The sequence below is a fragment of the Bradyrhizobium sp. INPA03-11B genome (genome assembly GCF_040446015.1).
In the GTDB taxonomy this organism is placed as follows: Bacteria; Pseudomonadota; Alphaproteobacteria; order Rhizobiales; family Xanthobacteraceae; genus Bradyrhizobium; species Bradyrhizobium macuxiense_A.
The window spans coordinates 88,777-101,923 of the sequence record NZ_JASGSR010000003.1 but is presented as its reverse complement, the minus strand read 5'-3'; the positions used below and the strand labels follow the sequence as shown (position 1 = coordinate 101,923).

The window sequence follows — 13,147 nt, the reverse complement described above, 5'->3', positions numbered from 1 at the left end:
TCCCCTCAAATCGATTGCAGTGCGCGAAGAACGTCCAGAAGCCCGTGACCCTGGAAATACCGCTCTCGGCCCAGGTCGCTTGCCGTTTCGCACAAAATGCGCTTGATGCGGGCCGGGTTGCCCATCAGCTCCACGTTGCGCGCTATCAGCATGGCAGCCGCGCCACTGACATGGGGCGCGGCCATACTTGTGCCGTCCAGGCGCATGGCGGAGTCATCCAGCGTGGGCGCGAAGATCTTCTCGCCCGGAGCCACGAGATCCGGCTTTATCCGGCCGTCTCCGGTCGGGCCGCGACTGGAAAAGTAGCTGACGCCGTAATTGTACGGCTCGATCCGATGCGTCGACCCGACCGTTATCACGCTTTCGGCGTTACCGGGGTCGGTGATGCTCACAGGACAGTATTGATCGAACGGCTCGCTGTTTGGAGCCGAGAAACGCCTGTATCCGAGATTTCCGGCGGCCGCGACCACCACGATGCCCGAAGCCACGGTGTTTTCTGCTTCCTCGCAGATCGGGGTCTGGCCGCATGCGTAGGTGGCGGCTTCGTGCAGTAACGAAAGACTAAGGTTGGCGCCGTGGACTCTCTGACGGTCCGCGTTGGCGTTCAGATATCGCAGGAACTGCAGCGCCGACATGATGATAAATTCGCTGCTCCTGCCCTTGAAGCCCGTGATCCGGACGTCGATCAGTCTGATCTGCGGACACATTCCCTGCAGTCGTTCGCCACCAGGCCGAGCCCAATCGGCTCCGAGTATGCCGGCCACGTGCGTTCCATGACCGTCCGTCGGCTTGGCGTCGAGGTAGGTTGCGTCATGCTCGATCCGGAGAAACGGCTTGAGGACCTCCCAATCGATGGCCCGTGATCGCTTGATGCGCGTCGCGATCTCGTTCAGCGAGGTCGTTTCGAATTTGCTGTCCTTCAGCCTGTAGCGCTGCGGCAGAGCCTCGATCTTGCCCAGCAACAATTCCTCGATGTAGCCGAAATCATATGTCTCCACGACCCGAGAACTCTTCAATCGATTGAGCTCTCCGAGCCGATCGACGTCCTCCGACCGCTTCTTCGCTGCCAATCCCTTGGCATCGAGCGCAACCTGGTCCACGAAGGCCGGGTGGGTCGCGTCGATGCCGCTGTCGATGATCGCCCAAGTCACCGGCTTGCAATCGATCTCGAACAGCCGCTTCGCGGCGTCTGCCTTAACGGTCTTCACCGAGTGGGTTAGAGCGAAGCGAACCTCACGATTGCGGTTCACGGCATATATTGGGCAGGGGCTTCCGTCGTCCTTCTTTCGGGGTTTCGCAGGCGGATCGGGAAGGCGGCCGCCCAATAACGATGTCCATCCCTCCAGCGCCATTTCCGCGATCTTCTCGCCGCCACGCTGCGATCGATCCTCATCGCTCGACGAGCGGATCTCGTCCACGGCGCTATGGATGGCTGCCCTGACGTCCGCTTTTCCAGCACGGTCGCCGGCACATCGGGCGATCACCCCGGCGACGCGGATGAACGCCAACAACTTGGGAAACGGATATCCCTCTCGCTCCGGCCGAAGCTGGTCGTCCCACATCTGGCCCTTCCGGGGGAGTAGACCATCGAAGGCCGGTTTGCTGGCCGCAGCGGAATCGCGTCCTTCGGCAATGTCGCAATACCATCTCGTGAGCGGGACCACGCCTAACACGAGATCGGCAAGAGAAAGCCAGGAAGAGACGACGGTCCGGTTGTAGACGGTCTGAGTGAACTCGAACCGATCCTTCAGCCGATCACTCATGCGCTTGGACACGATGGCCGGAGTGCTGTCGAGATGAGGTTCGAGCAGTACGGCGACGCGATCGTCCGGATCGTCCTTGAGAGCTTCTTCAAGGTATCTCGTCCAGACGTCAGGGAGCACCGGACCGTCCTGGGTGAACCGGCGATGCGAACCGCCACCGTAGAGGATCGTCTCCACCCAATTGCGAATCTCACTCATATACGGTCGCTTTTTCCGCGGCTTGAACGGATAACCTTTCAACGGCGACGCTTCGCGTCACCTAGGAGGTTCCCGGGGCTGACCATGTTTCGGATCACCCTCTGGAAAGCGCGCCGGCTCGATTGTGCATGCCGCGAAGCTCTGTCGCACCGACCCTTCGGTAAAAATCGGTCCCGCAAGACCTTTGAATGCAGTTCGGGGTCGCTCGGTGGAATCTGCCCGAATGCGGCGTGTCAGGTCTCGGGAAGATCAGATCGTTTCGGTGGACGACATCAAGGCTCGTTGCTTTCTCGGCACTCGGCTCGTTTGGCTCGAACTCTGCTTTCTCGAGGTGGCCAGTGGCCATCATGATATCATCCGCCAAGGCCGGCGGACTCTCGGCCAGCAGAAAGGCCGTCCTTCGCTCGTGCGAGATCGCGAGACGTCGCGCTTTTCTACCGGTTCCGACCGAAACGTCACATCATCTGGCAGCTTTTCGGAGAAAAGCCGCAGCGTTATCAATTCTCCGCCGAGTTAGCGCTGCGGAGGCGCGGTCCGGACGGAATGCGTACCCGTATGTACGTCCCTGCGACGAGGCGCGAGTTACCAACTTCGAACGCGAGGCCGAACGTCTGTTGGTCTGGCCATGGGTTCGTTTCGGACGACCATCAGCAATCCTGCTATCCGCAATCAGTTGGTCTGCGACAAGTCCAGCAGCAAGGCGCTCGCGGCCGTATATAGGTTCGCTTTCGGCGATTAGACCTGCTTGCCCAGTACAAGGAGCAGGAAGATTGCGTCACGACGTTTGGGCTGCCGCACCACGGATCCGTGAAGAACTACTCGTCCGCGGTGGTCACGGCATTCCGCCCCCGAACCTGCTTTGTATCGGTGAAGCCACCGAAGAACTGGCAGCATCCCAACCAACCGTCATGGCGGACGTCGCCGACCAGGGAGCGGCCGGAATTCACGTCAACGACACCGAAGCCAGCGCGTTCAGCGAAGCATTCCCTCGATAAAGGTCGCGCGAGATGCCCGTCGTCTCGGAAGGCGGTAGGCAATCCGGGGCCTCAGGTCAGGGCAACCAGAGCTGATTCCCTGACCTGACCGTCCCTTGACGGCGATGGGAGGAGAGGGCGCTCCCGCGTCGCACACTGAAGCACATCGTAGCCCTTCGACGGATGGACAACCGTAGCTTGTCCAATTACCATGAACGGAAAGGGAACGATGTCGGGGCGTCCTGCCGGTTAGGGCGGCTACCGGGCGGGGGAAGTATTTTGCTGTTCCGATACCTAAATGACGATGCATTTCTGGCGTTTTCGCGAGAGCACAAGCATCTTTACTCCCTCATTTTGTTGGATTTGTACGACCGCTTCTTCACTGGCGCTCCGGCCTTCCCGACCCCGCAGGAGGTCACGCACGCAATCTACGACGTGATGCGGGCCAACTCATCGCTTTGGAACGAGAGCGACGATTTCGGCGAGCCACTGCCCGAGGTTGTGTCCGCTGGACGAAGGCGGATTAAGCGCGCTGCGACGACCAAGACTGAAACGGCGGACCGAGCACTTCTCATTGCGCGGCAACTCTACCAACGCCTGATCGCTTGGGGCTGGCTCGAGGAAGAGGAATACGGCCTACGCGTGACCGTCGAAATGTCGATGGGACCGCTCTTGGTGATCCAACGCCTGGCCAGCCTGAACAAGGATGTCTCACAGAGGTTCGGTGGTCTCATCGTTACCGTCCGCGTAAATCTCGAGGCAGTGGAGAAACTCAACCCAACGGTCGTCGAAAGGAAGCAGCGGGAAGTCGCCCTAGCACTGCGGGAGGCACGTAACCAGGTAGACCAGTTCACGAAGAGCCTGCGGGCTATCCTGTCGGACCTGAAGCGGATCCGCCGCACAGTCATGGAATCAAAGACTGTCGGTGATCGGCTCGAGGCGTTCTTCGAGGAATTCGTAGAGCAACTCCTGTTGCGGGATTTCGAGTCGATCCTGACGTTCAACCATCCATACCGGTTCAGAGATACTATCGTCGATCTCGCGAGGCGGATTGCCCATACGCCTGCAACGATGCAGGTGCTTTCGGAGGAGTATGTAACTGCGGGCGTGTCGCCGTCCATGTCGGAGGCGATCCTTGATGTCGAGGGAGATCTTCTCGCGATCGAAAGCACGTTCGGCCATATCGGCGAAATGTTCGAACGGATCGAGGCTTTCCGCCGTCAATTGGAGGCGCGTGTTCGGAACACCATCAAGTACGCCGAACGCGGGACCCAGGGGCTGGTGGGCCGGGCTGGGGATCTGGTGCGTCGTCTAGACGCGCTCATCGCGCGTGGGCGCCACGCGAACGCTACCGTCGAATGGAGCCTCGAACCGCTTCGGTCCCCTTGGTCGGAATTTCACCATGCGCCGAGCCGTGAGCCGCGCAAACCTATTGAACTGAAGCCCTTAGGTGACTGGCCAGACGATCCCCTGTACGAGCTCCGTAAGGAACTGCGTCGGCGATACATCGAGAGAATTGCGCCCGGTCCCGAGGAAGTTCAGCGTTTTCTCGAGAGAGAGGTGCCTGTCGCGGGTACACGGGAAGCTCGATTTATGGCGCTCAAAACCGTTGACGACTTCCTGGCGTTCGACGCCGCTCGCAGATTCGCCTTAACCAATGAAATTCCCCCAGAGGTGGGGCTTCACTTCGAGCTCGAGTTTGCTCCGGATTCTCCGCCACATGATAGCGAGTGGTTGCGGTGCTCCAATTTCATAGTCAGGCGCCATACCGCCGCGAGGCGCCGCCATGTTGAGTGAGTTCGAAGCCATCGAGCGCAGCTTGGGTGCCGAAAAGGCCGCCGACCTCAGGAAGGCGGTGCATTTTCTGTTGAGGCGGCAGTTCATCTTCGCCGGCGATCCGCGAACCGGTACGGTCTACAACTTGATCATGGACGGCCGCTTTCGATCGGTGATCGACGAGTTCTTCGACAGTTGCGGATACCGCGTGCATCGGGACACTGAAGCTCAGTGGGCCGGCATCACCGCTATCGGTGAAGACGTGCCGTTGCCTCGAATGAAGCTCGACGAGACCATCGTTATCCTGGTGTTGGCCGCCCACTGGCAAGACGAGGTTAACGTCGGCGCGGTCGAAGACCGCGCCATGGTCGTCACGACGGTGAATAATCTGTTCGACCGCTACAAGGACATGGTTCAGCCAAACGGTTCAAGCGCAATCTCACTGGGGCGTTTCCGGGAGATATTGAAGGAGGCCTCTCAAAGGAGTCTCGTCGACGTCGGTGACTTCGACAGCGAGGCGCAGGACTTCGAGGTAGCGATACGTCCGATGATAAAGCTGATCAGCGGCTCGGACCCCCTGCAGCGGATCGAACGTTATGTCCGATCTCTTGAAGTGAGCGGGCCCCAGACGACTGATGGAGGCGAGTCGTGATGGAGCTGCGTCATGTGTCCATGGTCAACTGGCACCTCTTCGACGTCGAGGATTTCGATCTGGCGGGACATGTCGGGGTGTTCGGCGAGAACAGATCCGGCAAGTCGACCATTCTCGACATGGCTCAAGTGGTGTTGACCGGTGGGAACAAGAATGTTCAACGCCTCAACGCGGTCGCTGGCGACAAGGGAAAAAGTCGTAGTGCTTCCAAGCGAACTATCGTCGACTATTGCCTCGGCGCTTTGGGTGAGGATGAACGCAAGCGAGAGCATGCGCGCACCTATATTTGTCTCGGTTTCGTCGACACCGAGGGCAAGCGGCCACCGGTGTCGATTGGAATGGCGATCGAGGCCAGGCGGTCGGAGACCAACGAAACCGTGCTCGGCCGATTCGTGGTCACCGGCAGGATATTGAAGGCCGCAGACTTCATCGAGATGCGAGACGGCAAGCGATTTGCGGCAGAATGGGACGATGTTCGCAACCGGGTCGTCTCGGCCGTCGGACAAGAGAACTTCGTCAATCACCGGGACAAGGCGATCGACTACGTTCGAGAGTATATGCGTAAGCTGGTGCCGCATGCCTCGATTGTGGGCGAGCAGAACGCGAATTCGCTCCAAAAGGCCGTCGTGAATGCGATGACCCTGGATCACGATCAGACGGCCACCGAGTTCGTGAGAAACTACATTCTCGAAAAAAATAACATGAAGGTGGGGGAGCTTCGGGAGTCGATCCGAACCTATCGTAATATCAACGATACAATCCGCACGATGCGGGAGAAGCTCGAGAGGCTAATCGCGCTGCGAGGCATTCTGGTAGAGCTTGCGGAATCCCATGAGCGTAAGGCTCGTGAGCAATGGATATCAAAACGGGCCAATTGGCTTGGCGCACGTACGGCCTACCTGGCGGAAGTCGCGAAATTCACTCAAGAGGCGGCGAAGCGCGACGCGGCCAAGACTGAGATTGACTTCATCGATGGCGACTTGAAGGCAATCGAGACCGAAATCAGAAGACTTGATATCGCAATCTCCGAGCATGATGCGAAGAGCGGACGGAGTACGCTCGCCCAGTCGCTGTCCTCGGCCTTGCAGGCGGGTCAACGTGCAATCGTTGAATTCGAGCGGAGATTGGAGTCTGTCCGCTCTCTGCAAGCGCTGAGTGCAATGAGGGATTTCGGCTTCGACGAGTTCATCCCGTTGATTTCTGGGCTGACGCGGGCGGCGGTGAATGCGTCCATAGAGCGGCCTACCGGCGGCTTGCTGGATGCGGAGACGCGGCTGCTTGCCTCCGATCGGACTCTGGTTCTGAAGGTAGATCAGGCGCGGCGAGATCTGATCCGGAAGGCTGAAGACGAGAGGGAGCGGGCCCGGCTGCTCGATGATCGACTTCGTCGCCACACAGCTGGCGGAGCCTCGATCCATTTGAGCCCGGACACGGAGCGCTTGTGTCTCAAATTACAGCAAGAGGGAATGTCGCCGCGCGTGCTCTGCAATTTGGTGGAACTTTCGGACGTCTCTTGGACGGCGGCAGCCGAAGGCCTTTTGGGCCGAGACCGGGAAGCGGTCTTCGTCGATCGATCCGATATCGTGCGCGCCACGGCCGTCTTCAAGGAAGGTCGTCGAGAGTTCCGTCGTGCTTCATTGGTGAGCTTGAACAAGCTCGATCCCAATGGTCCTGGGCCCCGCGCAGGAATGTTTCCTACGCTTTTCAAATCAGACGACCGGGATGCCATTGCATTCATTATTCGAAGGCATGGGACGGTGCGACTGGCGGATACGCTCGCTCAGTTCAACGAGCCGGGTCGGGCGATCATGAAGGACGGCCTCTACGACGACGGCTTGGTGCGAACGCATCGCGCGGCCGAGCTGTCGGACTTCAAGATCGGCAGAGCGGCGCAGATGCAAGCCTTTCGTGACCTGAAAGATCAGGCCGAACAGCTCTCCGAAACACATGCGAAATCCGAGGGCGCCGCTAAGCACGCTGACGCGGCATACGTGCAGCTCGGCAGATTCTTTGATGACAAATTGCCATCCTTTAAGAGCATCATTGGAGAATATGAAAAATCAGTCTTGGAACGGCAGGAGCTCGAGCAACGTATCGCGGCGCTAGACGGCGCCGGTGACGGCGGCTTGAAGCAAAAGCGGCAAGCCCAATTGGACCTGAAGCGCCATCGCGCCGGACAGAGGACCCCGCAAGAAGAGGCCCACCGCAGGCATACAAGAGCAGCGGACATTGCGATGCACACGATCGAATCGGGAGAGGGCACGTCGGGCTCAAGGCTCGGCGTAAAGGTGGCTTGGTCTTCGTACGGGCAGTACCGAAAACTCTACGATCGGATTTCCGGACGAACGGCTTATCGGTCTCGTTTCAACGATCTTTCAACGCGAGCGGTCCTAGATCGGCACAAGATGATCGCCTCGGAGGCATCAAAAGCGGCAGCCGGGGCGGATGATGACCGGATCAAGATAGAGCGGCGCGTTCGGCAGGCGCTCGGAGACTATTTCGATCGATTTGGTGTTGTGTCGCAGGTGGGCACGGAGAGCGAGCCCCTGCAGGAAGTACGGCCCTGGACCGAAACTCTAATCCAGGAGATGGAAGAGAACGAGCTACGGCGGTACGAGCGACAGGCAAGGGAAGCGGCCGATAAGGCGAAGACGCTGTTGCGAGGCGAATTCATCAATGCCTTGACGTCTCGCATCAGCAAAATGGAGCGCGAGCTCTCGGCAATGAATCTTGGCCTGGCCGATCACCCGTTCCACAATGAACGGTATTCATTCCATCATACGCGATTGGTCGAATTTCAGCCGATTTTGAAGATCGTCGAGATAAGTAAGACTTCGCCAGAGGCGCTCGACATGCTGTTCAAGGGGGACGAGGTCCCAGAGGACTTTCCCCATCGGGACACCTTACGGGAGATTGAGGCGCTGCTTGAAGACCCCGACAAGGATTTCAGTCTCTTCGAGGACTACCGCAACTTCTTCACGTTCGAAATCCATATGACTGACATCGTCACCGGCCGGCCGACGCGATGGGAGACGCGGCGGGGAACGGGATCCGGTGCTGAGCAACAGGTACCGATCTACGTTGCAATTGGAGCATCGCTCGCCTCTGTCTACGGCAGCGGCAAGTCCGGAACGGGTCGTCTTTCGGGCATGTCGGTCGCGATCTTCGACGAAGCGTTCTCCAAGATGGACGGAAAAAATCAACGACAGATGATGAGCTTCTACAAGAAGCTCGGACTCCAGATCATCATTGCGGCGCCGAATGAGAAGAGGGTCGCCGTTCTCGAGCATATCGATACGGTGGTCGAAGTGGATCGAATTGGTGAGAGCGCTCGGGTCACGGTGGCCGAACTGAAGGAGCGCGCCCGCAGGGAACTCCAAGCGATGGATCCCGATCGCATGTCGGATGATGAGCTCAAAAAGATGGCCGCGGAATAGGATGCCAAGGCAGTTCACCGACGCACGCTTGCTGATGTCGGATCTTCTGGATCGTTATGAAGGCGGGGCCGAAAGCCCCATCGCCTATCCGGATTACGACGGGTTTACTGATGTCGCTCAGATGGACAAGTTTGTCAGGGAACTCTGCTACGCGGAGGGACGTGGGGGAATTCGAATAACCAGAGGACGGGGGCTGAAGAGCGAGCAGATTAAGCATGCCAGGCTAGAGAGCGCCCCATTGGTATACGAACTGCTCGGACGCAGGCCGGTTGGAGAGCTCATGGAGGTGGCGACAGGCCGTCTGCTGGACGGGCTCGAACTGCCAGTTCAATTCGAAGCTTCGTTGGAGACCCTTCGGTCGGCTTGGTCCCGCGGCCGGGAGTGGCAGGGTTTCTCGCTCGACGACGTGGATCGCCTCAAGCCAGCTTTTGTCATGGCGAAGGCGATCTTTGAGCATCGGCACGTGGGTCTGGACTACCGAACCTTCTCGCGACGCTTTGCGGGTGACAGCAAAGCTCTCGAGCGGCTCGAAGGACCGGTTGTTCGGCTCTTGAGCGGGCTGGTCGAGGTCCCGCCCACCGCCCGTCCGCGGGATGCGCTCCGGACGCTGGGGCTCGAGAAGTTTGCGCCCCCGATGCTGCTGTCGGGGCGGTTCGATTTCGACCTAGCCGAGTTGTCAGCTGCGGCGCCGATGTATTTCGGCATACCACCGGGCGAGGCTGGGCGTCTGAAGTTTCGAGCGCGGCCGGAATACGTGCTGACTATCGAGAATTTCGCGAGCTTCAGTCGCCACATCATGGAGGCGGACCCTCAGCGTACCGGCGTCACCATCTATGTAGGCGGATATCCGTCGCTTGCGACCCAGGATGCGTTGAAAAAGATTGCGACAGCACTGCCTGCTGACGTTCCATTCTTTCATTGGTCAGACATTGATCCGGACGGGACTTGGATCTTCCGCACCATAGAGAGCTCGATAGTGGGGGAATTGAAGCCTCACCTGATGTCGGCAGCTTTGGCCGACAGGCTGGGCAAGCCGCCGACTGAACGTGCCAGGCTGCCGTCCGGCGCCATGCCGTTTGCCATCGCCGACCTCGTTGCCTACCTTAGGCGAGACGACGCTAAGTGGTTGGAGCAGGAGGAGCTTGATCCCAGGCTCCCAACTGCGAATGCGGCGCAACGTCCGGGCCATAGTGAATAGCGGGGATTGATGCGGCGGAGCTTGATCGGACTGCTTTTTGTCAAGATTCGCCTGTCTCTTGCGAAGCAAACTCAGAGGTTCCTTATGAGCACCGATGTTATCCGTTTCCCAGTGAACGGCGGTCAGCGAATCAAGAACCGTCGGGGTAAGAATTCAGTGTCCTGCTACGTCTCTGGACGCTGGCTTCGCTTCCACGAAGAAGTGGGGACGGTGGAAAAAGCCTCGCGAGTCGTAGCTGTTGACGTCATGGCGGCTGATTTCGACGAGACGCCCGCCAAAAAGATTTGTGAGCTTGTCTTGGAGCTGGACGATTTGCGCGCCATTCTGGACCGCTACGACGCCAAGCCTGTCACGAGCTAACGAGCGTGCTTACTCCCGCCTCTGTCGCGGATGCGAGCGGTACGGCCAAAAAGACCGAACCTCATCGAACGTCATGGCAGAGTTGATGGACGCCATTTCCTAAATCCTTGTCATGGAAAATTCCGCCGCGCCGCTCACACGTCCTCCGAGCGTGATTCATCAATTCTTGTTCGGTCTTTGGAGCAAAAAGCCAAGCCAGACCGACTATTGCCAGAAAGCCTACCAAGGCCCATAAGCACCCCTTTTCATTGTTTTGGCCCATGTGAAGCGTCTCCTTTCAAGGTCACCTTCGGTCGATGGCCTATCTAACAACAGAGCAGACAGAGGACTTAGAAGAGAAACTTCGACGGTCCTTCCAGAACTCGGCGCACGGGCCGGGCCGAATGCTTCGTGGCAAGGTGGGAATAGCCAACTTGCACAGCTTGGGCGTGTGCTACAACGGATCCTTCACCAACAAGCGCGAGTTTCCTGGCCGAAGACATAAGTCGAGTGCGCGGTCTTGATGTAGCTGCCTTCGCAGCGATCCTTGGCCACGGCGGACATTGACATGGCATAGCTCCGAGTCTGCTTCTGGTTCTCGGCAGTGGTTCATTTCGGTATCGTAGACCCGCGGTTTTTGAGGACCGTTCGGACAGTGTGGACCGGATCTACGCGCTAGCTGATCAGCTCAAGAGCAGCGAATTCCTGCTCGTTAAGGACGATCTCTACGCTCCTGATATTTGCTCTCAGTTGGTCGACGTTTGTTGCTGGGGATGACGCGGATTGCCGGGGCCTTTGACAGCAGCCTAGCAAGAGCGATTGCGGCCGGTGACACGGATCGAGCGATGGCGATCCGCCGGAGTGCGCAAGCCGGTCGATCGGCGGCGCGGCGTTCCGGTCGAAACCTAGCATCTTTTGTTGCGGTAATCTGTCGGAAACTGCTGGGTCGCCTTGGGCGGCTTCCTGCAATTATCCCGCGTCCCAAAGGGGAATCGCAGACAAGTTGAGTTGAGCTCGCTTGTAAGCCCGGCAGAAGCGCTTTCTCGGGATCGCGAGCAACCAGCGACTATTCATTCTGGACAAACGCGATCGGCGGCACTGTGGATGCCGTCGCTATGCTAGACGTACGCGCCCCGGTAGTATGAGTACACTCTGCCCTTGCAGGGCGATTCTTCATCGGAAGATCGGTGCGGACCGCGGTAGGTGTCCATGGACCGGCTCACCCTTAGCTGCGTCTGGAAGCAGAAGGGAATTTCTGTTGTCCTGCGTCGTGCGGGGCTTGGCGAGCGGCTTCGGGTACGCTTGCCGTTTGCTGATGACAACGGAGGCTGGCTTCAGAATGGGCGACGAACGGCTCCCGAATGGATCGGCGGGACCGCAGCCTATTGGGAGCTTCCGAAATCCTGGTTCAACGACTTCGTCGATCGAGCACTGCTCCGCTATGGCAAGATCTATATCGTCCAGCCCTATCGCCGGCAGGAAGTCTGCGCGGGCTTGTCAGGAAGCGCTCGGTCACGAATGCCAGTGTTCGTGCATGGGCGCCAACCATGGCGCCGGCAATGACGGAAGCTGGTTCGAGGTATCGGAAACCTTCTCCACGCGCTGGGGTGACCGCGAGCTCGCTTGTCGCCTGCTGACGGCGCGCGAGTGAGCTGAGATAGATTTCGACCCAGATACGGGATCAGCAGCAAATGCCGTCGGGCAGCGGACGAATTTCTCGACCGCTGCGGCGAGAATGACGCGCTCGTCGCGATGCCCGGCGGCCTCGGCGAGACTGCGCGCGACTATGGGCAGTTCTCGCACCGAGCGCCGCAATCGCGATCAGTGCATTGCCTTTGGGGACATCGATCAGGGACATTGTTCTTCCCCGGAGCAGATAGGCTTGACCGAGAGCAATGCGTGACTGAATGCAGACCGCCGTGCTGAGGGAGCAAGGCTAGTTTGCAATAGCGTTCAACGCGTCGTCGGAGGTGCCCTCCGAATCATTTCCCCACTTTCCCCAGAGGGGCGCGCAAGATAGAGAGGCGCAGCTTCAACCGAATTTTTTTAGTGGGATTATCTGCGTAGAAACTGGGCGTTACGAGTCAAGGGGGGCTATCATGGATGCCCGATTCGAACAGATTATCCACAGGCGCCACAATGGTTTCCGCGGACGGATCTATGAGCGCAGCACGGTGGCTGCGGGAAACGTGGGAACACAAGACAGGTGAACGGCTCCCCCAGGTTTGGGATGCCGCGTTTCTGGATTGGATTCAGAGATACACGCTTCCTCTGGTGACCGATGCGATCCAGTCGGTCGGCGTCGCCGGCTATTCCGATGACGGCGAACGGCGTGCGCCCAATATTCGCGACGTTCCCAAATATGCCGCGGTGGAGCAAGCTGAGGCGAGCGAGCCGGGCATGCGCCAGTGTTACTTTGTGCGCGGAAGGATGAGGAAGAAGTACTTTTGTGGTGACAATGACGAAGTGGTGCTCGAACTCCTTCGGAGGGTGAAGCGGGCTGGTGTAACGGGGTTCGACATGGACCGCGCTGTGGATGACTGTGAAACCCTGGAGGATTGCTTCGCGGCACTCGGAATGGATAGAGGCGAATTCCGCGTGGCTATGGGCCATCCAGTTGTCGATCTTCCACCAAGAGAGCGGGTCTATATCAAGGAGGACGATCCGGAATGGCCACTTTGGAACGCCTACCTACGAAAGAAGACGGGTAGGGGCGCGCCGATGAACAAGCATTTCGGCTGGTTTTTCCCGAGCCGTTTGCCCCCGACCGACAGTTTCGATCGTACGGCAGGATTGGCGACGGAATGATA

At 58.8% G+C, this 13,147-nt stretch carries 9 protein-coding genes; 8 read left to right on the top strand and 1 reads right to left on the bottom strand.

Annotated elements, in window-relative coordinates; translation table 11 throughout:
* Window positions 1–5 precede the first annotated feature (5 nt).
* The gene (locus tag QMZ05_RS02195; RefSeq protein WP_353699272.1) at window positions 6–1,961 is read right to left on the bottom strand and encodes a S8 family peptidase; all 1,956 of its coding nucleotides are present in this window, start codon (window positions 1,959–1,961) and stop codon (window positions 6–8) included.
* A 770-nt stretch (window positions 1,962–2,731) separates the two neighbouring features.
* Here QMZ05_RS02195 and QMZ05_RS02190 point away from each other — a divergent pair.
* From QMZ05_RS02190 to QMZ05_RS02155, 8 genes are all read left to right on the top strand, one after another.
* On the top strand, window positions 2,732–2,956 hold the full coding sequence (locus QMZ05_RS02190; RefSeq protein ID WP_353699271.1) for a hypothetical protein: 225 nt from the start codon (window positions 2,732–2,734) through the stop codon (window positions 2,954–2,956).
* A 258-nt stretch (window positions 2,957–3,214) separates the two neighbouring features.
* Window positions 3,215–4,732: a Wadjet anti-phage system protein JetA family protein gene (locus QMZ05_RS02185; protein ID WP_353699270.1), complete on the top strand. Its 1,518-nt coding sequence runs from the start codon at window positions 3,215–3,217 to the stop codon at window positions 4,730–4,732.
* Window positions 4,722–5,363 carry a DUF4194 domain-containing protein gene (locus QMZ05_RS02180; RefSeq protein WP_353699269.1) on the top strand — a complete coding sequence of 214 codons (642 nt, stop codon included), beginning with the start codon at window positions 4,722–4,724 and terminating at the stop codon, window positions 5,361–5,363. Before QMZ05_RS02185 ends, QMZ05_RS02180 begins: the two co-directional genes overlap by 11 nt.
* Entirely contained in the window at window positions 5,363–8,800 is a 3,438-nt protein-coding gene (locus QMZ05_RS02175; RefSeq protein WP_353699321.1) for an SbcC/MukB-like Walker B domain-containing protein, read from the top strand. Before QMZ05_RS02180 ends, QMZ05_RS02175 begins: the two co-directional genes overlap by 1 nt.
* A 1-nt stretch (window position 8,801) precedes the next feature.
* Window positions 8,802–9,998, top strand: coding sequence for a Wadjet anti-phage system protein JetD domain-containing protein (locus QMZ05_RS02170; protein WP_353699268.1), 1,197 nt, complete (start codon window positions 8,802–8,804; stop codon window positions 9,996–9,998).
* An 84-nt stretch (window positions 9,999–10,082) separates the two neighbouring features.
* The gene (locus tag QMZ05_RS02165) at window positions 10,083–10,358 is read left to right on the top strand and encodes a hypothetical protein (RefSeq protein ID WP_353699267.1); all 276 of its coding nucleotides are present in this window, start codon (window positions 10,083–10,085) and stop codon (window positions 10,356–10,358) included.
* Between the two features lie 1,188 nt (window positions 10,359–11,546).
* Complete coding sequence (locus QMZ05_RS02160; protein WP_353699266.1) at window positions 11,547–11,900, top strand: hypothetical protein; 354 nt, start codon at window positions 11,547–11,549, stop codon at window positions 11,898–11,900.
* A 597-nt stretch (window positions 11,901–12,497) separates the two neighbouring features.
* Window positions 12,498–13,145: a hypothetical protein gene (locus tag QMZ05_RS02155; RefSeq protein ID WP_353699265.1), complete on the top strand. Its 648-nt coding sequence runs from the start codon at window positions 12,498–12,500 to the stop codon at window positions 13,143–13,145.
* Window positions 13,146–13,147: the final 2 nt, after the last annotated feature.

Bases quoted from the DNA above. Each gene is read 5' to 3' on its own strand.
- QMZ05_RS02195 (WP_353699272.1), bottom strand. From the start codon at position 1,961: ATGAGTGAGATTCGCAATTGGGTGGAGACGATCCTCTACGGTGGCGGT.
- QMZ05_RS02175 (WP_353699321.1), top strand. From the start codon at position 5,363: ATGGAGCTGCGTCATGTGTCCATGGTCAACTGGCACCTCTTCGACGTC.
- QMZ05_RS02160 (WP_353699266.1), top strand. From the start codon at position 11,547: ATGGACCGGCTCACCCTTAGCTGCGTCTGGAAGCAGAAGGGAATTTCT.
- QMZ05_RS02170 (WP_353699268.1), top strand. From the start codon at position 8,802: ATGCCAAGGCAGTTCACCGACGCACGCTTGCTGATGTCGGATCTTCTG.
- QMZ05_RS02180 (WP_353699269.1), top strand. From the start codon at position 4,722: ATGTTGAGTGAGTTCGAAGCCATCGAGCGCAGCTTGGGTGCCGAAAAG.
- QMZ05_RS02155 (WP_353699265.1), top strand. From the start codon at position 12,498: ATGAGCGCAGCACGGTGGCTGCGGGAAACGTGGGAACACAAGACAGGT.
- QMZ05_RS02165 (WP_353699267.1), top strand. From the start codon at position 10,083: ATGAGCACCGATGTTATCCGTTTCCCAGTGAACGGCGGTCAGCGAATC.